Consider the following 23,085-nt stretch of genomic DNA (forward strand, 5'->3'; position numbering starts at 1 on the left):
ATAATGAAAATAACATCAGCGGAAGAAGCGGTAGGAATTGTAAAATCAGGAGACCGGGTCTTTTTCCAAGGAGCGGCAATGACGCCCAACGAATTGATCGATGCACTCTGCGACCGTCACAAGGAATTGAAGGACGTGGAAATCATTTCCATTCATACCGAAGGAGATGCCAAATATACCAGGGAACCCTATTGTGAGGCCTTCACCCTGAACGCATGCTTTGTGGGCGGAAACGTTAGGAACTTCGTAAACTCGTATATGGGGGATTACATCCCTGTTTTTTTAAGTGAGATACCTTGGTTGTTTGCCGACGAGTATTTGCCCTTGGATGTGGCCTTTGTTCAAGTATCTCCTCCGGACAAGCATGGTTACTGTTCTTTGGGAGTATCGGTGGATGTGGCTTTGCCGGCCATCCGTACTGCAAAAAAAATAGTGGCACAAATCAATCCTCAAGTACCTCGAACCCATGGTACAGGTATTGTCCATGTCGATGAAATCGTGTTCGCCACAGAGGTAAACAGGCCCATTCATGCACATCTGCCTACAGAACCTTCCGAAGTGGAACACGCCATTGGCAAACACGTGGCATCGTTGATCGAGGATGGCGCAACCCTACAAATGGGAATCGGTAACATTCCCAATGCGGTCTTGTCCAACCTGGGCAACCACAAAAACCTTGGTATCCATACCGAAATGTTCTCGGATGGCGTACTGCCCTTGTTGGAAAGTGGTGTGATCAATGGAAAGGAAAAGGCGGTAAAACGCGGTAAAATTGTGAGCTGCTTTGCTGTGGGCTCACAAAAATTATATGATTTCATCGACGATAACCCCATTTGTGATTTTAGGGATTCCGGTTATACCAACGACACGGCCAGAATCCGAAGAAACCCCAAGGCAACGGCCATTAACAGTGCCATAGAGATCGATCTTACCGGTCAGGTTTGTGCCGATACCATTGGAGGGTACCAGTTCTCCGGGGTAGGGGGTCAAATGGATTTTATGAGGGGAGCTTCGCTTTCCAAGGGAGGAAAGCCTATTATCGCCATGTCAGCTACCACCAAAAAAGGTGTTTCCAAAATAACCCCATTTTTGAAACAAGGAGCGGGTGTAACCACCACTAGGGCACATATGCACTATGTGGCTACCGAATATGGCGTGGTAAACTTGTTCGGTAAAAACCTAAAACAGCGGGCCAGCGCCTTAATTTCGATTGCCCACCCCGATCATAGGGAAGAGTTGGAAAGAGCCGCTTACGAAAGATTCCATGGTTAAGTGGAAAATAAAGACAGAAATAAAAAGGGGGCAATTTTAAAATTGCCCCCTTTTCGTTAGAATTACACGAAACCAATCAAAAATGTAATCCATTAAATCTTAAAGGTGATTACAGGTGCTTTGGCATGGTTGGCAATGTCCTCGCCAATACTTCCCATAAAAAAGTGGGACAACCCTCTTCTTCCGTGGGTAGGGATGCCAATAAGATCTGCATCAACTTCATCACTGTAATTGAGAACCCCCTTTTCAACCGTATAATCGTTGAAAATCTCGACGGTCAAATCTGTATTGGCCTCCTTCAAAAAGGCATCGATCTTGCTTTGGGCATCAGTGGTGCTCAGGAACTCATCACCTGGAGTATTGATGTACACCATATGTAATTTTGAGCCAAGGATTTTTGCCATTTTTTGGGCTTTTTTCAAAGCAGGGACACTTTCTTTCTCAAAATCACAGGCAAAAACGAAGTTTTTTGGGTCAAAATCCTCTGCCTCATTCCCTTTGATGACCAATACGGGTACATCTGAGGTGCGCACCACTCTTTCAGTATTGGAGCCTATAAAGATCTCTTCCAATCCATCAACACCGTTGGAACCCATCACAATAAGGTCGGCGTCGTGTTTTTCGGCCACTTCCGCCACTTCACTGAATACCTTGTAATGTTTGATAATGGGGGTGAGTTTTATTTCCTTGAGATAGGGTTGGTCCAAAAAGTCGGCAAATCGTTGTTCACCGAGTTTGATAAGGTGCACCACTTGTTCCTGTGAAATATATCCAGAATCTCCCATAATGGCGGGGGAGAGTTCCAGCATATGGAGCACAAAGAGCTCAGCTTTTTGCTGTTTTGCCAATGAAGCGGCCACTTTTAGGGCCTTTTCTGATTGATTTGAAAAATCAACCGGTACAATAATACTTTTCATCTTGTTGTTTTTTTTAGGTTAAACGGTCATGGAAAATATTCGGGTATCTGGTTTTTTTCTTTGCAGCTTAAGGTCAAAGGCCATACTGATGTTTCGTACAAATGGTCTTCCCTTATCGGTTACCTTAATCTGTTGGTTGTCCAGTGCTACCAATCCGTCCTTCTCCAGTTCGGAAAGGTTGTCCAATACCATATCAAAATCAACCGATTTTTCGTCCTCCTCGCTCCAGCTTGTCTCAAATCGGCACATGATATTGAGTATGTGCCTTCTGAGGATTTCATCCTCTTCATTAAGGATATGTCCTCTAAAAATAGGGATAACTCCATGCGAAACCAAATTCTGGTATTCCTCCACATTCTTCACATTTTGGGCAAATCCATACCAGCTATCGCTGATGCTGGAAGCGCCCAAACCGACCATTAGTTTGGTCTTGGATGGGGTGTAGCCCATAAAGTTTCGATGCAGTGTCCCATTTTCCAAGGCCTTGTACAGACTGTCCGTGGGCAATGCAAAATGGTCCATACCCACATCCTTGTACCCAAATTCGGAAAGCATTCGTTTGCCCATTTCGTACTGGGCTTTTTTTTCTACGGATGATGGTAGATCTTCCTCCTTGTAGCCACGTTGTCCGTTGCCCTTGAGCCATGGCACGTGCGCATAACTATAAAAAGCAATCCTGTCGGGTTTGATGGCGTTGGTTTTAATGATGGTGTTCTCCACATCAGCACAATTTTGAAACGGAAGACCATAAATAATATCGTGTCCCACCGAGGTATATCCGATTTCCCTGGCCCAATCGGTAACGTTCTTTACATTCTCAAAGGGTTGAATCCTGTTAATGGCACGTTGAACGGTGAGATTGTAGTCCTGTACTCCAAAACAGACCCTTCTGAACCCTACATCATAAAGGGCCTGTAAGTGTTCCCGTGTAGTATTGTTCGGATGTCCTTCAAAACTAAATTCGATATCATCGGTTTTGGTGCTCAGCCGAACAATTCCTTCAATCAATATTTTAAGGTTCTCGGGAGAGAAAAAAGTGGGGGTTCCGCCGCCCAAATGAAGCTCTTTTATAACGGGTTTTGAGCCCAAAAGGTCAACATACAACTCCCACTCTTTCAAAACCGCTGTAATATAGGGTCGCTCCACTTCGTGGCGCTTGGTAATCCTTTTATGGCATCCACAAAACGTGCACATATGCTCGCAAAATGGCAAGTGGATATATACACTGATACCCTCTTCGGGATTTTCTTCGAATGCCCTGAGTACACTCGAATTCCATTTTTTGCCTGAAAAACTATTGATGTCCCAATAGGGCACAGTAGGATAACTCGTATATCGAGGGCCCGGAACATTGTATTTTTGTACTAATCCGCACATAAGCTGCATACCTTTTGATTATAGGCCAAAAATACCGTTGATGGCTCTCATAAAACATGATAATTGTCAGGATAGCCGCCCAAAAAGCTGATATGGTAAATGCTTGTACTGACGAGTATCATATTTTGCCCTTTATTGAAGCTGTACTTTTATAGGGAGGAGAAGTAGGCACAAACTTAGGTCCCATGGGAGAACATATTGCAAAAAGCGCTTTCAACGAGGAAGAACGGAAACTATTTGTACAGCAACTGATCGATGACGTCCACGCCTTGGAAATCATGATCAAAGACGGCTTGATCGAAGATGATATTGTGCGAATAGGGGCCGAACAGGAAATGTGCCTCATCAAAGATGATTATAGGCCCGCTTCAAATTCCTTGGATATTCTGAAGGATTTGGACGACCCGCACTACACCACAGAATTTGCCACCTATAATATTGAGGCCAACCTTGATCCCATTACGCTGAAAAAGGATAGTTTCAGTTCCATGGAACATCAACTGACCGAACTGGTCGAAAAGGCAAAACAAATTGCGAAAAAGCAGGGTAGCCGGATTTTGTTGACCGGTATTTTACCCACCATCAGCAAAGATGAGTTGGGCATGGATTTTATGACCCCGATACTTAGGTATTTTAAGATAAACGAAGTCCTGAAAGCATGGCGTGGGGATGATTTCACCCTGCGCATAAAAGGCGTAGATGAATTGTCGCTACACCATGATTCCGTCCTTTTTGAAGCTTGCAATACCAGTTTTCAGCTGCATCTTCAAATACCTCCCGAAGATTTTACCAAGAGTTACAATTGGGCACAGGCTATTTCCGGACCGGTATTGAGCATGTGCTGTAATTCACCTCTGTTATTGGGTAAGGAACTTTGGCGGGAAACACGGATTGCCCTTTTTCAGCAAAGCTTGGATACCCGGGTTTGGACCAAGGCCCTACGGGAGGAAGTGGCAAGGGTAGGTTTTGGGGAACGCTGGCAAAAGCACTCCGTTGCCGAAATCTTTAAGCAGGATATTTCCACCCATCGCATTCTATTGACCAAGCCGATTACCCAAAACTCATTGCACATGTTGGACAAGGGTGAAATACCGAAATTGGAAGCACTTAGTCTTTTCAATGGAACGGTGTATCGCTGGAACCGACCCTGTTATGGAGTTGGCAACGGAAAACCCCATCTGAGAATCGAGAACAGATACATTCCAGCTGGACCAACAGTTTTGGACGAAATGGCCAACTTTGCTTTTTGGGTCGGACTTATGGCCGGTAGACCCAAAAAATATGACGATATGCCCAGCCTAATGGACTTTAGGACCGCCAAACTCAACTTTTTAAGGGCGGCCACAAGTGGTAGGAATGCCATGTTTTCCTGGATGGGAAAGGATATGACGGCTAAAAAATTGGTTAAGGATGAATTTTTGCCCATGGCCTATGATGGCCTGAGAAAGTTTCATGTTGATGAAAAGGATATTGAACGACTTTTGGGAGTGATTGAAGCGCGAATGAAAGGTAATACTGGTGCAGAGTGGCAGATCCATAACTTTAGGGAACTCCGCAAACAAATGAAACTGGACAGTGCCATCGTACAATTGACCCGATCTATGTACAAAAATCAACAGACGAATATTCCCGTACACCAATGGAAGCCCATCGAGAATATGGGAGAGACCAAGGAAGCCTTTAAGTGGGTCAACCAAATCATGTCCACCAAGCTTATGAAACTTTATGAGGATGATTATGCCAATTTGGCCCTCTCCATCATGCAATGGAACAACATACATCACCTGCCCGTAGAAAATGGAAAAGGTGAGCTCGTTGGCCTACTTACTTGGAGCCATATCGAAAAGTTTGAGCAATTGGACAAGAAGGGGGCCAGGGTAGGTGATATCATGGTCAAGGATGTCATCACCATAACGCCCAAAACGGAGATAAGCAAAGCAAAGGAATTGATGAACGAGCACAATATCGGCTGTTTGCCTATTTGTGTGGACACGCACATTGTGGGAATCATCAGCAAAGTTGATTTGAAGTAGTATGGTATTGGTTCATAGCACGGCATTGGATGAGACCGTAAAAATTGATAGGGTCATTGATCATATTCGTGGAAAAAAGGGAGGCCCCACACTTGTTTTTTTTGGCGGGGTACATGGTAACGAAACAGCAGGTGTGTTCGCTTTGAAGGAAGTATTTGATGAACTTAAGTTGAACAACACCCCCATCAACGGAGAAATTTATGCGATTTCTGGAAACTTGGGCGCCCTTACAACAAGACAACGGTTCCAGGACGAAGACTTGAACAGGATCTGGTTTTCGGAACGAATTACAAGGATTGTCGAGAAAAAGGAGATTCACAATAAAGAAGAAAAGGAACTACATGATTTGTATGTCCTGATAGATTCCATCCTCGAAACAGGAAACCCTCCATTCTATTTTTTGGACCTTCATACCACTTCGGGCGATACATCACCTTTTATGGTGCTCAACGATAGTTTGCTGAACCGTACCTATGCATCACATTACCCATTGCCCATTATATTGGGAATTGAGGAATACTTAAAAGGAGCTCTATTGAGCTACATCAATGAACTGGGCTATGTATCGCTGGGTTTCGAAAGCGGACAGCACGATGATGGCAAGGCGGTTCAAAGTTGCATTGAGTTTGTTCGGTATTCCTTGGCACTGACCGAATCAATGCCCGTTTCTTCTGAAAAATTTCAGGAATTGAAGGGGGCTGTCGCCGAATCCAGTAGACCCAGACACCGGTTTTTCGAGATTTATCATCAGCATGATATTGGTCCCGGGTCAACCTTTGAAATGTTTCCTGGTTTTGTCAATTTTCAAGTGGTGCCCAAGGGGGTCAATTTGGCCTCGGTGGATGGTGTGGCCCTCAAAACCACAAAGACCCGGCAAATCTTCATGCCGCTTTATCAAAAACAGGGCAACGAAGGATTCTACTTTATTCGTCCAATTCCGCAATTTTTGTTATGGCTTTCCAAAAAGTTACGAAAGTTTAAGGTAGACCATATTTTGGTTAAGCTTCCCGGGGTATCGTGGGCGGATGAGAAAAAAGACACTTTGTTGATCAATCTTCGCATAGCCCGATTTTTTGCCAAGCCCTTTCTCCATCTGTTGGGGTATCGGGCCCGCAGGTACGATGGCGGTCACCTCATCGCCAAGAACAGGGAAAGCGCATCCAAATCGCAGGAGTACAGCGAAACAACTTGGTTCAAATCATAAAAAAAGGCCCAAGAACTGTCTTGGACCTTTAGGTATAGAGGATAGTTGGCTTAATTTCCTTTCATCACAAAGTTAATGGGAATACTGTATTTAACACTTACGGCCTTGCCTCTCTGCTCACCGGGTTTCACTCTGGGCAAGGAAGCGATGATGCGTTCAGCTTCTTTTTCCAAAAGTTTGTCAGGACCTCTTTTTTGGATGCCGGTAACCCGACCCTTGGAATCGATGACAAATTGAAGATATACCCTTCCGGTAATTCCCATCTCTAGTGCAGCGGGCGGATAGGTGAAATTTGCTTTGATGTGTTCCTGAACCTTTTCGTTAAAGCATGCTTTGCGTTCTTCTTGACTTTGAAGGTTTTCACAGCCCGGAAACACAGGTACATTTTCAATAACGGCAAAAGGTATTACTATGTCATCTTCGACCTCTTCCACATTTACATCCTCGATGCTTACCACGGCATCCTCGATAAAGGTCTCTTGGCTACTCTCGGTGCTCTCTATTACAGTCTCTTTTACATCTTCCACGTCCTCTACAATCTCAATAACATCAGGGGCCGATGGCGGAGGTGGTGGAGGCGCGGTGCGAATTACTTCTGTAATGGGTACATCTTCCTTAAGTTCGTCGGTTACCTGTACAACTTCTGAAACTTTGGATTCCTCGTCATAGAACTTTACTTCAAAGGATTGCCATGTCATGAACAATACCGAAGTAAGTCCTATCATAAAATAAAGACTGCTATTGCGTCCTATTTCTGCGTTTGGGTTCTTTTTTGGTTTCATGACTTCTACTATTTAACTCTGTTAAAGGTAGCTTTCTTCAATCATGCAGAATATGATAATAATCAGGTTTTGGGCTGAGGTAAGGTTTTTGTTGTCAAAAGGTTGCGCAATTTAATCCGTCAATAGTGCCATGTCTTTTTTTGTAAGATCAATAGAGAATGAAATACTCAACCGCAACATATGATCGCTGGAATCGCTGAACTTATGATTAAAGTAACCGATGTCTGCCTTGATCTCCTTGCTCATTTGACGACCAAAACCAACAAATACCCGATTTTGATCAAATGTATCTCCATCAATGGCAAGGAACAGTTCATCAAAGGCCTTAAAATAGAAACCGTTTCGGATGGGCCGTACATATTGTAGCCGATATCGGATCCTATTGTTAACTTTTGTTGGCTCACCACCAATGGAACGTCTATTCTCAAATCGTATTCGATGGGAAATGGAATTATCGTTGAATTTGGAATTTAAGGTGTACTCACCATACAGCCAGAGCTGATTGGTATTCGATACTGTACTGGTTTCGGAATAAGAACTGGAGTTGAGCAGGGCAAGTCCACCGGTAAGTTCTGAGTTTTGGCCGGTTTGATACGAAGCACCCGTCCTAAAGAAAAAGAACCCGTACCTATCCAGCATGTGGTGGTGCCGAATGATGCCTACAGCGGGTATGCTCCAATCCTCATGTACTTTGGCCGTTCCGCATAGCAGGAGCCATGAGCCATACTCGTTTTCTTCCGGATGCTGTGCAAAAAGGGATTGGGATAGCAGAATGGAACATATAAAGGAATAGATCCATCCACAATAGTACTTTGCAAACCCCATGGTCAATCGCTTTTGATTGTTGGAGTACAAAGGTTTTCATTAAATACCACGGCAAAGTATGACGTTTGTCATAGACTGCCTTTTTCGGCAAAAAAAGATGGGTTAGGCTTGTTTTTTCTTTTCGTTTTCCCAAATAAGGGCCGCAGCACCGCAGATGGCAGCGGTTTTTCCTTCCATGCTGGAATGCAGGAGCTTCACCTTGCCCTTGTAAACATCAAGTAAAAACCCGTTGAAGTACTTCTCCAAAGGGGTCATGATCCATTTGCCACTGTTGGTGAGTCCACCCATTAAAATAAAGGCTTCCGGTTGGGTAAAAGCGGTAAAATTGGCCAGTGCCTGCGCCATGATGCGAGCGGTATAATCAAAGGCCTTCAGGGCAATTTCGTCTCCTTCCTCCGCTGCTTGGGTAATATCTTCCCCATGCAAATCATTGTAGGCGATATCCCTAAAACGGCTATCCACCAAATATTTGCTCTGCATGTACATTACTGTTCGCTTAAGGCCCGTGGCTGAAACATAGGCTTCCAATCCGCCTTTTACGCCAAGCCCGGTCAATCTGCCGTCTCCCATCGTCATGTCCACGTGGCCCAATTCGCCGGCAAAGCCGTCATAGCCATCAATCAACTGACCGTTGGCCACAATCCCCGCACCAAAACCGGTACCGAGGGTAATCACGATAAAATCGGTCATGTTTTTGGCACCGCCGAAGAGCATTTCACCCAGTGCGGCTGCACTGGCATCGTTCATAATGCGCATGGGCATAGGCATGCGCTTCTTTAATTTTTCAATCAAGGGAACGGTACCCTTCCACAACAAATTACTGGCATTTTCAATGGTGCCATTTTTACTGGATGCATTGGGTGCCCCAATACCGCAACCGATCACATTGGCATCTTGTCCCAATTGGTCCAATAGCTCATCGGAGGTAGACTTTATTTTGTTGAGGTACTCTTCCAAATTGGGGAAATCCTTCGTTCTAAAAAAGGTTTGTTCGTGGCAAACACCCTGTTCATCAACAAGGCCGATCTTGGTTTTAGTGCCACCAATGTCTATCCCAATGACTAAATCCATAACTAAAGCGGTGTTGTTTTGCGGTTTCTAAATATAACCAAAAAGGTGGCAATAAAATAACCCTCTCGATTTTTATGGCGGCCGTTTTTTTGCTAATATCATGGAAAAGTTGAAAACACTGACTTCTGTCATGTTATAGATCGTAGTCCAATTCTACTTTTGAAAACAAATACAACCAATTAACAATTTTAGGTATGAGCAGTTTAAAAAAAGTATTGATTCCATTTGATTTTTCAGAGGCGTCCGTAAACGCCCTGGAATATGTAGTCAGTTTTATAGGTACCCAAAGATCAATCGGCATTTTGGGGCTTTACGTAGGCACTATGCCCTTGAGCGAGGCTGATAACGAAAAACTTCGCAAAGAATTTTTGCAGTTGCTGGATTCATTCAACACCAAATTAAAAGTGGCCCCAGAGTTCACCACGGATACGGGAGAGGTGATCAGTACCATTCTTTCGGTACAGGAAAAGAGCAAGGCCGATTTGATCATGATGGGCACCATGGGCGATAAGATTACCGATGAGGCCATCACCAATACTTCAAAATTGGTCTTGAAGGCCGATTGCCCGGTTCTTGCCATTCCCTACGGCACCGGTATTAAGGAGCCCAAGAACATTGCGTTGGTCATGGGAGGTGAAAAAATTGAGGATAAAGCCGTGTTGGGAACCTTGTTGGACTTGGCCCGCTCTTTTGATGCCAGGGTCCATGTACTCACCATTTACAAAGAATCCGTATACGATGAGGAGGCTATAAAGGAATCCAACGAGAACCTTTTGGAGTACTATTTGGAGCATTTTTATGCGGACCATACTTTTATTAAAAGTGAAGATGTAGAGCAAGGGATATTGGACTACATCAAAAAGAAAAATATTGACATGTTGACCATATTGCCCCGTAACCATACCGAAAAAAGTACACCTTCGGAGGGCAGGCTCACCAAACTATTGACCTTGCACTCCGAGATCCCGGTGTTGGCACTGGACTAACCTTCTGAAATAACTAGCATGCTGCCACTGCTGATCATTCTTGGAATTACCATCATATTGTTTATATGGGGGAAATTCCCACCCGATGTTGTGGCTCTTATGGCCATGCTATCGCTCTTTTTGACCGGTATTTTGGATTTGGGTGAGACCTTGGCAGGTTTCAGCAACCCCACCGTGATCATGATTGCGGCCCTTTTTATTATTGGTGAAGGACTTTCCAGAACAGGATGGACCGCCATGGCCGGACAATTTTTTGTGAAATGGGCCCGTAGGAACGTTTCCCGACTTTTGGTAATTGTCACCTTGGGGTCCAGTCTATTGTCAGGATTTGTGAGCAATACGGGAACCGTGGCAGCTTTGCTGCCAGTAACCGTCACCGCGGCTTGGAATGCAGGTACCCTACCTTCCAAGTTATTGATTCCGGTGGCTTTTGGCTCCAATACAGGTGGATTGTTGACCCTAACAGGGACGCCCCCCAATATTATTGTGAGCAATGCCTTGGCCCAAAATGGTCTTACAGGGTTTTCGTTCTTTGAATTTGGTTTGATAGGAGTGCCATTGCTCCTCATCTCCATCCTTTACTTTCGATATGTAGGGCATAGGTTGCTTCCCGAACATCGGACCAATAACAAACCGATGGCCATTGATCAGGAAATGCACAAGTGGATTGAGAACTACAGTATTGGGGATAACCTATATCGCCTGCGTATTCGCTCCATGTCCCAATTGATCAATACCAAGATCGGGGATTGGAATTTTGAGTCGGAACACAAAGTGTCCGTGATGCGGCTTAAACGAAGACATCCCAACAAACTCCAAAGAATTCCGCAATTTGTGGAAATGCCGGGCTTGGATACCGAAATGCGCTATCACGATATCATAACAGTAAAGGGAGAGCCTGAAGATGTGGATAAGTTGGTGCTTAAGTTTCATTTGGGGGTGATTCCATTGAAACCAGAGAAGGATATGCTCAAAAAGGAGCTGATCAATCAGGAGGTGGGCATGGCAGAAATGATCATTACCCCAAAATCGGTTTTCGTTGGTAAAACGGTGCCATTGGGACACTACCTCAAACAGGCGGGAGTCCAACTCTTGGCGGTTTCGAGAGATAACGTTCCCTTGATGGGGAAAATCAAGATCAAGGCCGGGGATGCCTTCGTGATCCGCGGACAGTGGGAAAACATTATTGCCTTGAAATCCGTGTACGAGAATCTGGTGATATCTGGAAGTCCGGAGGCGCTGTCCAAAAACGTGGATCAATTGACCACAAGGAGTTACATCGCCTTGGGTACATTGATATTGATGATTCTTCTGTTGGTTCTCAACATATTGCCAGGTGCAATGGCGGCCCTAATATGTGCTGGGATTATGATGTTGACAGGATGTGTGCCCATTTCCAAGGCATACCAAGGGATAAGTTGGACCAGTGTGGTGATGATTGCTGCCATGATTCCAATGGGATTGGCATTGCAAAAAACAGGAGTGGCACAATTGGCCGCAGAAAGTTTAGTGAGCAGTTTGGGAAGCATACACCCAGTCGCTTTATTGGCTGGTATCTTCCTGTTGACGGCAGCTTTCAGTCAAACCATCAACAACTCGGCAACTGCGGTTTTGATGGCACCAATCGCCATCATTGCATCGACCACATTGGGAGTTTCGCCAAAACCTTTCATGATTGCAGTCGCCGTTAGTGCATCAACCGCATTCTTGACCCCAGTGGGAACCACCACCAATGCCATGGTGATGGTGGCAGGAGGATATAAATTTATGGATTATGTAAAAGTGGGCGGCCCCTTGCTCCTGCTTTTCTTTATAGCAACATTAGTATTGGTTCCATGGATATGGAGCTTCTAACCATTAAAATCGAAAGATATGAGCACAAACAAAGATCTTGGTAAGTACGGATTAAAAAATGTCCAGGCGCAATGGAATTTGGACGCTGAAACATTACAAAAACTTACTCTGGAAAAAGGCATGGGTGTCGAGACCGAAAATGGTACCCTATGCATCAATACCGGAAAATTTACCGGACGTTCTCCAAAAGACCGCTTTTTGGTGAAGGACGATTACACCAAGGACAAGGTTTGGTGGGGCAGGATCAATAAGGCCGTGTCGCCAGAAAACTTTGACAAATTATATGATGAGGTAGTCAACTACCTCAGTGGAAAGGAAGTTTTTGTTAGGGATGCTGCAGTATGTGCCGATCCCAAATATAAGATGAACGTGAGGACCATTACGGAGTATCCATGGTCCAACTATTTCATCAAAAACATGTTTCTACGCTTGGATGAAAGCGAACTGGAAAATTTTGAAGAGGAGTGGCTGGTGTTGTGTGCTCCCGGATATGAAGCTACCAATCCATCCCAATACGGAATCTTGAGCGGAAACTTCTCCATCCTCAACTTTACCAAAAAAATTGCATTGGTCGCGGGTTCTGCATATACCGGAGAGATGAAAAAGGGTATTTTCTCTGCCCTTAACCTTATTCTTCCTACCGAAAAGGACGTTTTGCCAATGCACTGCTCGGCCAACGTAGGTGAAGCTGGAGATACCGCCATTTTCTTTGGGCTTTCCGGTACCGGAAAAACAACTTTGTCCGCCGACCCAGATAGAAAATTGATCGGGGACGATGAGCATGGGTGGACCAAGGAGGACACCATATTCAATTTTGAAGGGGGCTGCTATGCGAAGGTGATTGACCTGACGGAAGAAAAGGAACCCGATATTTACAGGGCCATACGACCAGGTGCCCTATTGGAAAACGTAGTTTTTAAGGAAGGGACCAAAGAGGTGGATTATTTTGATAGTACCATTACCCAAAACACGAGGGTAAGCTATCCCATCTATCATATCGACAACATCCAAGAGCCTTCGTACGCATCCAATCCCAAAAATATCTTTTTCTTAACTTGTGATGCCTTTGGTGTTTTGCCCCCAGTCGCTAAATTGACCCCTGGGCAAGCAGCCTACCACTTTATTTCGGGCTATACGGCCAAGGTAGCTGGTACAGAGGCAGGGATTACGGAGCCGGTACCTTCGTTCTCGGCCTGTTTTGGGGAACCCTTTATGCCATTGCATCCAGCGCTATACGCCGAAATGTTGAGCGAAAAAATGAAAGCTTCCGGTGCAAACGTTTGGTTGATCAATACTGGGTGGAGCGGCGGACCCTACGGAGTGGGATCCAGGATCAAATTGAAATATACGCGGGCAATGATTTCCGCGATCTTGGAAGGTAAATTGGAAGATGTGGATTATGATACCCATCCTATTTTTGGGCTGCATATGCCAAAGTATTGCCCTGGGGTTCCAACGGAAATTTTAGACCCCATGAACACCTGGCTTCAAAAAGGAGCCTATGTAAGCAAGGCAATCCAGTTGGCGCATTCGTTCCATATCAACTTTGATAAGTTTGCAAGTCAAGCTTCCGAAGAAATTATGAACGGGGGACCACTGATCGATTCGCACCATAGTTTGACAGAACATCTTTAAGATAAATTAGAAGTGACCGATACAAATAGATTCCACATAGAAAGCCTAGGGGCGTCCAAGTACAGTTCGCCCCTACAATTGAGCACCGTTAAGGGCGACAACATCTTTAATTTCGTGAGCGATGCGGATCGGTTGATATTCGATCAGTCGATTTCCTATTTCAATCAATGCCTTGCGAATAAGGAGGAACCAGTCTGTCTGGAAAAAGCCGGTCCACGACAGGACCTCTTTTTTGATGCCCAAAACACGACGGCGGCCATAGTCACCTGCGGTGGCTTGTGCCCGGGCATCAACAATGTGATCCGTGGCTTGGTGATGGCACTACATTATTTCTATGGGGTCAAGAAAATTATCGGTATTCCATATGGTTACGAAGGGTTGAATCCAGATAAAGGCCATAAGCTAGTGGAGCTGACACCGGATAAAGTAAAGGATATCCATCAGTTTGGAGGTACCTTTTTGGGATCTTCACGCGGTGCACAGGATGTTTCGGTAATGGTGGATACCTTAGAAAACAATCAAGTGGACATGCTATTTGCCATTGGTGGCGATGGAACCTTAAAAGGGGTGAACGCCATTGGAGAGGAAATTGCGAAACGGAACGGAAAAATAAGTGTGGTCGGTATTCCAAAGACCATCGATAACGATATCGACCTCATTGATGAGTCCTTTGGATTTGAGACGGCTTTTGATGTGGCCAGTCCCATTTTGCGCGATGCCCATAACGAGGCTACGGGCGCCTTCAACGGAATTTCCATCATTAAACTAATGGGAAGGGATAGTGGATTTATAGCTGCTTCGGCAGCACTGGCCATGCCCGTGGTCAATTTTGTACTGATTCCCGAGATGGATTTTACCTTGGAAGGGGAACATGGTTTTTTGAACATCCTCGAAGAACGGTTGAAGCATAAAAAGCATGCTGTAATTGTAGTGGCCGAAGGGGCCGGGCAACAATTGTTCACTAAAAAGGAAGAAGTAAAGGATGCTTCGGGGAATATCCAGCACCAGGACATTGGGGTTTTCCTAAAGGAAAAAATCGCGGCCTATTTTAAGGAGAAATGTCCGGTGACGATCAAGTACATCGACCCTAGCTATATTGTGAGATGTGCTCCGGCGAACTCCAGCGATAGTGTTTACTGTAGCCGATTGGCTTATCACGCCGTGCACGGAGCCATGACAGGCAAAACCAAGTTCGTGGCCAGCAAGATCAATAACCGATACGTGTACATTCCCATTACGGAAGTGACCAAAAAGCGTAAAAAAATCGACTTGGAAGGAGAGTTTTGGTTCTCTGTGCTGCAAAGTACGGGACAGCCATTTTCGTTGGGACAATAATCGGATTGAAAATGACAATTGTCATTAAATTTAAAATGAAAGGGTCATAGATTTGACCATAATCAAAACAATAATCATGGAAGTACATGTTCAATATCAAAAGATGATGACCAGCGATTCGCTAACCCAAATATTAATGAAAAAGTTAGAGGGGCTGGAGCAAAAATATAGTTGGTTGATCAAGGCCAATGTGTTGTTCAAAACGGAAAACGATAAAACCGGAGAAGGCAAAATCTGTGAAATAGAATTGAGTGCCCCTGGTCCACGAATTTTTGCAAAGTCCAATACCGACGATTTTGAGAAGTCCATGTCCAAAACCATAGACGACCTTAAGAGGCAATTGGAGAAAAGACAGGCTACTTTTAGTACGCACTGACAATAGTTAGGTCCTTGCTGCGAACGAACCTTTAAACCTAAGCAATGAAAGCGACATTAATCGGTATAAGTCTTCTGCTCCTCATGGGATGCTCTTCCACCAGATTGGTGGGCACATGGAAGAATCCAGATACGGTGATCTTTGATGCCTATCAGGTGTTGGTGGTCGGAATGACACAGGAAGATGCCACTCGCGTGGAATTTGAGACCAAATTTGCCGAAGCGCTCAAAAGTCAAGGTGTGGATGCCGTTCGCAGCATCGATCTTTTTGATGTGGAATTTACTTCTGCCGAACGATCTGAGCAGGAACTGGCCGAGGTAGAGGAACAGCTGCTGGATAAAGGGTTCGATGCCATCCTTTTTACCAAACTTGTGGGTACGGAAAACAGAAGGACGTTTAAAGAACATCTTAATGATGTGGACAAGTTGTTCATGCGGTTCAGCACGGATTATCTAGAGCATCAAAATATATATTACGATCCTGAATACTACGATACCTTTAATATCTATCACGCAGAAACCTCACTCTATTGTATCTGTATAGGAAAAGAGATTGAACTGATCTGGAGAGGAGAGGTAAATGTCACCGAACCCCACAACATCAATAAGGCCATTGATTCCTATATCAAATTGGTGACCAAATCAATGGGAGAGGTGGATGTGATTTTTTAGGACGACATGCCAAGGGCCTCTAGAACCCCTAAAAAGTCCAAAATAATCAAAACCGGAATTGCGATCAGAATCACAATCAATATGAAGACCATGATCCGCAAAAAACCGACCATAAGTTTGTTTCCAAAGCTAATTTCATCTGGCATAATAGTGTAATTTCTTTCAATTTAAGGAATTATTTGCGCATTCCCTCTATGCCTCACTGTACTATTCGACTAACGGGTGTATTTATGGCATGTGCTGTAAACCAATTATTTGGAGCGTTCGTTTTTGCGGCTGAGCAATTTGCCGAGTTCCTCAAGGCTGATGCCCTTGGTTTCTGGCATCATAAAAATGACCCAGAGCAATTGGAGCACCATCATACCGGCAAAGAAGATAAAAATGGGCCAGGGGTTGTCCTTGAAAATACCAATTTCAGCATCGAGGAAGGTAGGGGTGAGCAGGGTGATGAGAGCGGCAAATACCCAATGAGTGCCCGTTCCCCAAGACTGCCCGTAGGAACGCACCTTATTGGGGAATATCTCGGAAATGAACACCCAAATCACAGCGCCCTGCCCCACAGCATGGGAAGCAATAAAAATCAAAATGAAGGTAAGCAGCAATACCGAACTTGCGCCCGAATAAAAGCACCAGCCTACCATGGCCAAGCTGATGATATAGCCAATGGAACCAATATACATTAATTGCTTGCGCCCCAGTTTATCGATCAGGGAAATCCCCACGAAGGTGAATATCAGATTGATGACCCCAATGGAAATGGAACTAAAGAGTGATTCGCCCGAAGCAAGACCTGCCCGCTCCAAAATTTCCGGAGCGTAGTACAGCACAAAATTGATACCGGACAGTTGATTGAAAAAGGCAATCAAGAAGGCCAGCATGAGTGGTTTGTTATATTTTCCTGAAAACAGGCTGTCCCGTTGTTTTTCGGTGGTCTCCACCAAAGCAATTTTGATTTCTTCCAAATGGATGGATGCCCTATCCTTGGCAATGCCCAGCAGGGTGATGGATTCCATCACAATGGCATCGGCACGATCCTTCATGAGCAACCATCTGGGGCTGTTCGGTATTTTGAAGACCATTAGGGTGTAGATTAAGGCAGGGAGCCCTTCAATCCCCAACATCCAGCGCCAAGCAATGCTTTCATCAAAAATAATTCCGATGAGATAGTTGGAAATAAATGCGATGAGGATACCAAAAACAATATTGAACTGGTACATAGCCGTCAACCGGCCCCGGGTCTGCGCTGTTGAAATCTCTGAAATATAGACTGGGGCTGCCACGGAGGATGCCCCTACACCAATACCACCGATAAACCGGAATAGCGAAAAACTGTAAGGTTCAGGCGCAAAGGCAGAGCCGATTGCCGAAGCAAAGTACAATATCCCAATCCAGAACAAGGTTTTCTTGCGTCCCAACCTATCGGTAGGGATTCCGCCAAAAAGCGAGCCCAATACGGTTCCCCAAAGGGCCATGGACATGATAAAAATACCATGGAACGTAAAAATGGAATCGCCCAAGAACCAGTTGGTCTGCCAAATTTCCTTTATGGGCTGGTTGGCACCGGAAATGACAACGGTGTCGAAACCAAACAAAAAGCCCGCTAGGGCCGCTGTCAACGAAATTCTGAAAATACGCTTGTCCATGTAGGCTTAATTTTGCTAAAGCTAACCAAATTTTACAAAACCTTGGAAATGTATTTCATGATCAAATCGGATGCCCCCTTGTTGGAGTTGATGTAATCTGAATTGATTTTCCCCTTGTTTTGTAGCGTGGTCGGATGAGTGAGCAAATCGTTCATCAGATTTGAAAAACTGTCTTTGCTGGATACCGGGACGATTCCCCCCTCACGGACCAAGTCTTCTGCTTCCTTAAAACCTTCAAATTGTGGCCCAATGATGATGGGCACCCCAAAAACTGCAGGCTCCATGGTATTGTGCAATCCTGTGGCAAAGCCACCGCCCACATAGGCGATATTGGCATAACTATAGATTTTGGTCAATAACCCAATAGTGTCGATGATCAGTACATCGATTTCCTTTAGGTTTTGGTCACCCAAGGCCGAATAACAGATGGAAGGTTTTTGGAGTGCAGCGGTAATTTTAGCAACATGTGCCGGTTTAATTTGGTGGGGGGCGATGACAAATTTCAAGCGTTCTTCGGAACGGTTGATGTAATCGATAAGAATGGACTCGTCCTCTGGCCAAGTGCTTCCCGCGACCAAACACAGTTGATTGTTCTTGAAACGGTCCATAAAATCCAAACGGTTGTTGTGTTCCAGAATTTCGGAAACACGGTCCAGACGGGTATCGCCTCCCACTTGCACCTTCGTAATGCCAATGGAGTCCAATAGTTTTTTGGAATCATCGTCCTGTACAAAATAGGTATCGAATTTTTGAAGGCTTTTCCGCATAAATCCTCCATACGGCTTGAAATAGATCTGCCTCTTAGAAAAAATGGCCGATATCAAAATCGTAGGGGTGTTGCTCTTTTTTAACTGATGGAGATAATTGGGCCAAACCTCATACTTCACAAAAATGGCCAGTTCGGGATGAACGAGCTTTAAAAATTGTTTAGCGTTCGATAGACTGTCCATAGGCAGATACACCACCACATCGGCTGCTGTGGTATTCTTTTTAACCTCATAACCGGAAGGCGAGAAGAAGCTGAGCACCAATTTATGATTCGGATATTGGGCGCGTAAACGCTCCAAAATAGGCAGTCCCTGTTCAAATTCACCCAAGGAAGCCACATGCATCCAAATGGTTTTGTCCGTAGGGTTCAATTTGTCCTCTAAAATAGAAAAAGTCTGTTTCCGCCCCCGTACGAACAATTTGATCTTGGCATTAAAGAGTGCGACCACATGCAGGCCAAACCAGACTATGTTTAAAAGAATATGGTAGATAAAATGCAAAGGCTTCTTTTTTGCTAAAATACATTCTTTCGGTCAAGGGCCATTATGGCATCTTAATTTCTTAATTTTGAAGCATTAATTTATTCGGATGAAAAAAATTCAAATGGTTGACCTCAAAGGTCAGTATGAAGGGATAAAAACCGAGGTCAACGAAGCCATAGCGGAAATCTTGGATTCTTCCGCATTCATCAACGGCCCACATGTGCAAGCGTTCCAAAACGAATTGCAGGATTACTTGGGGGTAAAACACGTGATTCCGTGCGCCAACGGAACCGATGCCCTCCAAATTTGCATGATGGGACTCGGTTTGAAACCTGGCGATGAGGTGATTACGGCCGATTTTACTTTCGCTGCAACTGTGGAGGTAATAGGTTTGTTGCAATTGACCCCCGTTTTGGTGGACGTGCGTCAAGATACCTTTAATATTGATGTTGAAGCCATTGAAAGGGCCATCACACCAAAAACAAAAGCCATTGTTCCCGTACATCTGTTTGGGCAATGTGCTGATATGGATGCCATTATGGAACTGGCTAAAAAGCATGACCTATACGTTATTGAAGATAACGCACAGGCCATAGGTGGGTCTTATTTCTCCAAGGATGGTTCCAAACAGAAAGCAGGAACCATAGGTCATATAGGAGCCACTTCTTTTTTTCCATCAAAGAACTTGGGCTGTTATGGGGACGGGGGTGCCATTTTTACCAATGATGATGATTTGGCACATACCATTCGTGGAATTGTAAACCACGGGATGTACAAAAGATATTATCACGATGTGGTCGGTGTCAATTCGCGTTTGGACTCCATTCAGGCCGCGGTATTGCGCGCCAAGCTCCCGAAATTGGATTATTATAACCAAAAGCGCTGGGAGGCAGCATCAAAATATACCAAGGCGTTCCGTGGACAGGAGCATATTGTGCCACCGCGTATACCCTGTGACTGCGAAATTGGGAAAAGTCTTTGCGACTGTCATGTGTTCCATCAGTATACCCTTCGTATTTTGAACGGTAAACGGGACGGTCTTGTGCAACATTTAAACGATAACGACGTTCCTTGTGGTGTATATTATCCAGTACCGTTGCACAAGCAAAAGGCCTATGCTGATGAGCGATACAACGAAGATGATTTCCCTGTGACCAATCAGTTGGTAAACGAGGTGATTTCCCTGCCGATGCATACGGAGTTGGATGACGAGCAAATTGATTACATCACCAATTTGGTCATTGACTTTGTAAATACATAAATATGAAAATACTCGTAACCGGTGGTTTGGGCTTTATTGGTTCCCATACCGCAGTGGAACTACAGAATGAAGGCCATGAGGTGGTCATAGTGGACAATCTTTCCAACTCTTCCAAGGATGTTTTGGACGGCATAACTGCAATCACCGGGAAAACACCCATTTTTGAAGAATTTGACCTTCGGGAAAAAGCAAAGGTCCAAGATTTTTTCAAAAAGCATAGCGACATTGTAGGGGTAATTCATTTTGCGGCATCCAAAGCGGTAGGGGAAAGCGTGGAAAACCCATTGTTGTATTACGAGAACAATCTTGGGGTGTTGGTCTACATTCTTCAAGAGCTGAAGAAAAAAGGCGAAGCCAATTTTATTTTCAGTAGCTCTTGTACCGTTTATGGCCAAGCGGACCAAATGCCGATTACCGAATCCGCCCCGGTTAAACCAGCGGAATCCCCATACGGAAACACCAAACAGGTAGGTGAGGAGATCATTCGCGATGTGTGCAAGGTAACACCAGAACTCAAAGCGATTGCCCTCCGCTATTTTAATCCCATTGGTGCGCACCCTTCGGTTAAATTGGGTGAATTGCCCATTGGAGTGCCCCAAAATTTGGTTCCTTTCATTACCCAAACGGGAATCGGTTTGCGCAAAGAGCTTTCTGTATTCGGGGATGACTACCCTACCGAGGATGGTACATGTATTCGGGATTACATTCACGTAGTGGATTTGGCAAAAGCGCACGTCGCTGCTCTTCAACGATTGTTGGAAAACAAGAACGAAAGCAACTACGAGGTCTTCAATCTAGGTACCGGAAAAGGCAGTTCTGTTTTGGAGGTAATACAGAGCTTTGAGCGTGTTTCAGGGGAAAAGTTGAACTACAAAATCGTGGGCAGACGTCCAGGGGATGTCATTCAGGCGTACGCCGACACCACTAAGGCCAACCAAGTATTGGGGTGGAAAGCGGAGTCCAGTTTGGACGATGCCATGACATCGGCCTGGGAATGGGAGAAAAAGGTAAGAAATGCCACCTAAGTCGTCCTGAATCACCTTTTTTATCGTAAATAGGGTATGCTATCCAACTTTACAAACAGTCTGGAGTTGCTGGAAGCGGTCCAGCAAGAGCAACTCTATCACAAATTGCTGCATCAGCTCAAAAAGGATTTTGAATTGGCCAATGTGCCCATCAATATTCCTTTGGACATCACTCCGGAAGAGCTCAAAAGTACCATTCACGAGAAAGTCTATTTTCTAATGGTGGAGAAGTTCCCGGAATACCTGAACTTGTTGTATGTAGTGGATATTTCCGAAAAAGAAGTCAAACAAATAGCTCCCGCCGATGTGGTCGACATTTCGGCGGAAGTATCCTTCTTGTTGTTGAAACGGGAATGGCAAAAAGTCTGGTACAAGGCCAAATATAGCCGCTGACCAAAGGTCAGACTTTTACATAAATGCCTTTCTTGTCCATAATATACCCTACCAGCCAACAGGTGAGCATCACCCATAGCGCAAATAGGAGCGAGCCCACATAGCCGCCCGACCAAGAGATAAAAACGGTATCGGCTATCCAACTGTACAGCGATTGCCCGTTCATATCAATGGCGAATAAGGTGATGATGAACAGTTCCGATAAAAGGTAAATGAACAAGGTGTTTTTGCCAAAGACTTCAAAAAAGTAACTCCACCCCTTCATTTTTTTCATATCGAGGAAATAGATGAGAATGGCGATGACAAAAAGATCAATACCGCAGGTGAGCAACACAAAGGAACTGGTCCATAGCTTTTTATTGATGGGCAATAGAAGGTCCCATGCCAGGCCTGCAAACACCAATGCAAAACCGACCATCATCAATTTGGCAACGGTTTCGAAGTTTTGACCATTGTTTTGGATAAACCGTCCGGCCAAATACCCAATAATTACGTTGACGATGGCGGGCAGGGTGCTCAGCAATCCTTCAGGGTCAAAAGGGATGCCCTCACCTTTATACATATGGTCGGTGCCGATCAACCATTTGTCCAGTTGAAGCACGGCATTTCCGGTCAAGGTAAGATCCCCAAAACCAATCAAGATCAAATGATAGCCCACCAAAAAGGCCAGACTGAGCCAAATGGCGGTCTTGGTCTTCACGAAGTGAAGAATGATCGAGGCGAACATGTAGCAGAGTGCGATTCGCTGTAAAACTCCAAAAATTCGTGTTTCGGAAAAAGGTTTTAGCTGTCCATCATCAAAAAATGGGTACCAGTACATTAAAAAGCCCAACAAAAAGATGATGGCCGTTCGCTTCAATATTTTTTTGAACACCGCCGATTGCCCCATGCTTTCGTACTTCTTCATGCTAAAGCTCATGGAATTACCCACTACGAACAAAAAGGTGGGGAAAACCAGGTCGGTCAACGTAAAACCGTTCCATTCGGCGTGCAACAATGGCGAAAAGGTCGTGGAATAGTTTCCGGGAGAATTTACAATGATCATCAAGGCGACATCCAATCCCCTAAAGACATCCAAGGAGAGGTATCGGTTTTTGAATAAGGACATATTGGTTTGATTAGTTGGCCCTCGAAGTTAAATTATTTTTAGTTTCCCCTGTTAATTTCAGTTAAAA

The 23,085-nt window shown here is 44.7% G+C and carries 20 protein-coding genes; 12 read left to right on the top strand and 8 right to left on the bottom strand.

The genetic code is table 11. From position 1 onward, the window contains the following. The first annotated feature begins 3 nt into the window (after positions 1–3). The gene (locus RBB12_RS08720; protein ID WP_293287329.1) at positions 4–1,272 is read left to right on the top strand and encodes an acetyl-CoA hydrolase/transferase family protein; all 1,269 of its coding nucleotides are present in this window, start codon (positions 4–6) and stop codon (positions 1,270–1,272) included. A gap of 92 nt (positions 1,273–1,364) precedes the next feature. Here the strand turns inward: RBB12_RS08720 and RBB12_RS08725 are convergent, their stop codons facing one another. Next, complete coding sequence (locus RBB12_RS08725) at positions 1,365–2,189, bottom strand: universal stress protein (protein ID WP_306013755.1); 825 nt, start codon at positions 2,187–2,189, stop codon at positions 1,365–1,367. Between the two features lie 18 nt (positions 2,190–2,207). Further along, entirely contained in the window at positions 2,208–3,566 is a 1,359-nt protein-coding gene (gene hemN / locus RBB12_RS08730) for an oxygen-independent coproporphyrinogen III oxidase (RefSeq protein ID WP_306013754.1), read from the bottom strand. A 185-nt stretch (positions 3,567–3,751) separates the two neighbouring features. Here hemN and RBB12_RS08735 point away from each other — a divergent pair, with 185 nt between their 5' ends. Together RBB12_RS08735 and RBB12_RS08740 are read left to right on the top strand one after the other, a co-directional pair. Continuing rightward, positions 3,752–5,599, top strand: coding sequence for a CBS domain-containing protein (locus RBB12_RS08735; protein WP_306013753.1), 1,848 nt, complete (start codon positions 3,752–3,754; stop codon positions 5,597–5,599). A 1-nt stretch (position 5,600) separates the two neighbouring features. Next, positions 5,601–6,803 carry a succinylglutamate desuccinylase/aspartoacylase family protein gene (locus RBB12_RS08740; protein ID WP_306013752.1) on the top strand — a complete coding sequence of 401 codons (1,203 nt, stop codon included), beginning with the start codon at positions 5,601–5,603 and terminating at the stop codon, positions 6,801–6,803. Positions 6,804–6,853: 50 nt separating this feature from the next. Here RBB12_RS08740 and RBB12_RS08745 read toward each other — a convergent pair whose 3' ends face one another. The 3 genes from RBB12_RS08745 to RBB12_RS08755 form a co-directional block, all read right to left on the bottom strand. Beyond that, positions 6,854–7,585 carry an energy transducer TonB gene (locus tag RBB12_RS08745; protein ID WP_306013751.1) on the bottom strand — a complete coding sequence of 244 codons (732 nt, stop codon included), beginning with the start codon at positions 7,583–7,585 and terminating at the stop codon, positions 6,854–6,856. A 111-nt stretch (positions 7,586–7,696) separates the two neighbouring features. Then, positions 7,697–8,410 (bottom strand): DUF2490 domain-containing protein, encoded by a 714-nt coding sequence (locus RBB12_RS08750; protein ID WP_306013750.1) that lies wholly within the window; start codon positions 8,408–8,410, stop codon positions 7,697–7,699. A gap of 102 nt (positions 8,411–8,512) precedes the next feature. Then, positions 8,513–9,481, bottom strand: a complete 969-nt coding sequence (locus RBB12_RS08755) for an ROK family protein (RefSeq protein WP_179383613.1) — start codon at positions 9,479–9,481, stop codon at positions 8,513–8,515. A 194-nt stretch (positions 9,482–9,675) separates the two neighbouring features. On the opposite strand from RBB12_RS08755, the gene RBB12_RS08760 reads away from it, so the two are divergent. The 6 genes from RBB12_RS08760 to RBB12_RS08785 all read left to right on the top strand — a co-directional run bounded on the left by RBB12_RS08760 (position 9,676) and on the right by RBB12_RS08785 (position 16,338). Continuing rightward, entirely contained in the window at positions 9,676–10,467 is a 792-nt protein-coding gene (locus RBB12_RS08760; RefSeq protein ID WP_293287315.1) for a universal stress protein, read from the top strand. An 18-nt stretch (positions 10,468–10,485) separates the two neighbouring features. Next, the gene (locus tag RBB12_RS08765; RefSeq protein WP_293287313.1) at positions 10,486–12,321 is read left to right on the top strand and encodes an SLC13 family permease; all 1,836 of its coding nucleotides are present in this window, start codon (positions 10,486–10,488) and stop codon (positions 12,319–12,321) included. An 18-nt stretch (positions 12,322–12,339) separates the two neighbouring features. Then, positions 12,340–13,956, top strand: coding sequence for a phosphoenolpyruvate carboxykinase (ATP) (gene pckA / locus RBB12_RS08770; protein ID WP_306013749.1), 1,617 nt, complete (start codon positions 12,340–12,342; stop codon positions 13,954–13,956). A 12-nt stretch (positions 13,957–13,968) separates the two neighbouring features. Next, on the top strand, positions 13,969–15,291 hold the full coding sequence (locus RBB12_RS08775) for an ATP-dependent 6-phosphofructokinase (RefSeq protein ID WP_306013748.1): 1,323 nt from the start codon (positions 13,969–13,971) through the stop codon (positions 15,289–15,291). 76 nt (positions 15,292–15,367) lie between these two features. Further along, positions 15,368–15,667 carry an HPF/RaiA family ribosome-associated protein gene (locus RBB12_RS08780; protein WP_179383618.1) on the top strand — a complete coding sequence of 100 codons (300 nt, stop codon included), beginning with the start codon at positions 15,368–15,370 and terminating at the stop codon, positions 15,665–15,667. A gap of 44 nt (positions 15,668–15,711) precedes the next feature. Further along, positions 15,712–16,338 carry a hypothetical protein gene (locus tag RBB12_RS08785; RefSeq protein ID WP_293287307.1) on the top strand — a complete coding sequence of 209 codons (627 nt, stop codon included), beginning with the start codon at positions 15,712–15,714 and terminating at the stop codon, positions 16,336–16,338. Between the two features lie 251 nt (positions 16,339–16,589). Here the strand turns inward: RBB12_RS08785 and RBB12_RS08790 are convergent, their stop codons facing one another. Both RBB12_RS08790 and RBB12_RS08795 read right to left on the bottom strand, forming a co-directional pair. Beyond that, positions 16,590–17,981: a sugar porter family MFS transporter gene (locus RBB12_RS08790; RefSeq protein ID WP_306013747.1), complete on the bottom strand. Its 1,392-nt coding sequence runs from the start codon at positions 17,979–17,981 to the stop codon at positions 16,590–16,592. A 32-nt stretch (positions 17,982–18,013) separates the two neighbouring features. Beyond that, a complete protein-coding gene (locus RBB12_RS08795; RefSeq protein WP_306013745.1) occupies positions 18,014–19,249 on the bottom strand; it encodes a 3-deoxy-D-manno-octulosonic acid transferase in 1,236 nt (411 codons plus the stop codon). Between the two features lie 88 nt (positions 19,250–19,337). On the opposite strand from RBB12_RS08795, the gene RBB12_RS08800 reads away from it, so the two are divergent. Genes RBB12_RS08800 through RBB12_RS08810 form a run of 3 tightly spaced genes read left to right on the top strand, consistent with a single transcriptional unit; the run spans position 19,338 to position 21,910 of the window. Next, positions 19,338–20,492 (top strand): DegT/DnrJ/EryC1/StrS family aminotransferase, encoded by a 1,155-nt coding sequence (locus RBB12_RS08800; RefSeq protein ID WP_293287301.1) that lies wholly within the window; start codon positions 19,338–19,340, stop codon positions 20,490–20,492. Between the two features lie 2 nt (positions 20,493–20,494). Continuing rightward, entirely contained in the window at positions 20,495–21,517 is a 1,023-nt protein-coding gene (gene galE, locus RBB12_RS08805; RefSeq protein ID WP_306013744.1) for a UDP-glucose 4-epimerase GalE, read from the top strand. 36 nt (positions 21,518–21,553) lie between these two features. Further along, positions 21,554–21,910, top strand: a complete 357-nt coding sequence (locus RBB12_RS08810; protein ID WP_293284137.1) for a hypothetical protein — start codon at positions 21,554–21,556, stop codon at positions 21,908–21,910. A 7-nt stretch (positions 21,911–21,917) separates the two neighbouring features. On the opposite strand, the gene RBB12_RS08815 is transcribed toward RBB12_RS08810, so the two are convergent. Beyond that, complete coding sequence (locus RBB12_RS08815; RefSeq protein ID WP_306013743.1) at positions 21,918–23,018, bottom strand: acyltransferase family protein; 1,101 nt, start codon at positions 23,016–23,018, stop codon at positions 21,918–21,920. Positions 23,019–23,085 lie beyond the last annotated feature (67 nt).

The sequence above is a fragment of the Allomuricauda sp. MMSF_3307 genome (assembly GCF_030733585.1).
GTDB lineage: Bacteria > Bacteroidota > Bacteroidia > Flavobacteriales > Flavobacteriaceae > Flagellimonas.

Coding starts and splice junctions, on each gene's coding strand:
- RBB12_RS08755 (WP_179383613.1), bottom strand. CDS start 9,481: ATGGATTTAGTCATTGGGATAGACATTGGTGGCACTAAAACCAAGATC.
- hemN (WP_306013754.1), bottom strand. CDS start 3,566: ATGTGCGGATTAGTACAAAAATACAATGTTCCGGGCCCTCGATATACG.
- RBB12_RS08745 (WP_306013751.1), bottom strand. CDS start 7,585: ATGAAACCAAAAAAGAACCCAAACGCAGAAATAGGACGCAATAGCAGT.
- RBB12_RS08800 (WP_293287301.1), top strand. CDS start 19,338: ATGAAAAAAATTCAAATGGTTGACCTCAAAGGTCAGTATGAAGGGATA.
- pckA (WP_306013749.1), top strand. CDS start 12,340: ATGAGCACAAACAAAGATCTTGGTAAGTACGGATTAAAAAATGTCCAG.
- RBB12_RS08780 (WP_179383618.1), top strand. CDS start 15,368: ATGGAAGTACATGTTCAATATCAAAAGATGATGACCAGCGATTCGCTA.
- RBB12_RS08815 (WP_306013743.1), bottom strand. CDS start 23,018: ATGTCCTTATTCAAAAACCGATACCTCTCCTTGGATGTCTTTAGGGGA.
- RBB12_RS08790 (WP_306013747.1), bottom strand. CDS start 17,981: ATGGACAAGCGTATTTTCAGAATTTCGTTGACAGCGGCCCTAGCGGGC.
- RBB12_RS08750 (WP_306013750.1), bottom strand. CDS start 8,410: ATGGGGTTTGCAAAGTACTATTGTGGATGGATCTATTCCTTTATATGT.
- RBB12_RS08725 (WP_306013755.1), bottom strand. CDS start 2,189: ATGAAAAGTATTATTGTACCGGTTGATTTTTCAAATCAATCAGAAAAG.
- RBB12_RS08765 (WP_293287313.1), top strand. CDS start 10,486: ATGCTGCCACTGCTGATCATTCTTGGAATTACCATCATATTGTTTATA.
- RBB12_RS08785 (WP_293287307.1), top strand. CDS start 15,712: ATGAAAGCGACATTAATCGGTATAAGTCTTCTGCTCCTCATGGGATGC.
- RBB12_RS08735 (WP_306013753.1), top strand. CDS start 3,752: ATGGGAGAACATATTGCAAAAAGCGCTTTCAACGAGGAAGAACGGAAA.
- RBB12_RS08810 (WP_293284137.1), top strand. CDS start 21,554: ATGCTATCCAACTTTACAAACAGTCTGGAGTTGCTGGAAGCGGTCCAG.
- RBB12_RS08760 (WP_293287315.1), top strand. CDS start 9,676: ATGAGCAGTTTAAAAAAAGTATTGATTCCATTTGATTTTTCAGAGGCG.
- RBB12_RS08740 (WP_306013752.1), top strand. CDS start 5,601: ATGGTATTGGTTCATAGCACGGCATTGGATGAGACCGTAAAAATTGAT.
- galE (WP_306013744.1), top strand. CDS start 20,495: ATGAAAATACTCGTAACCGGTGGTTTGGGCTTTATTGGTTCCCATACC.
- RBB12_RS08720 (WP_293287329.1), top strand. CDS start 4: ATGAAAATAACATCAGCGGAAGAAGCGGTAGGAATTGTAAAATCAGGA.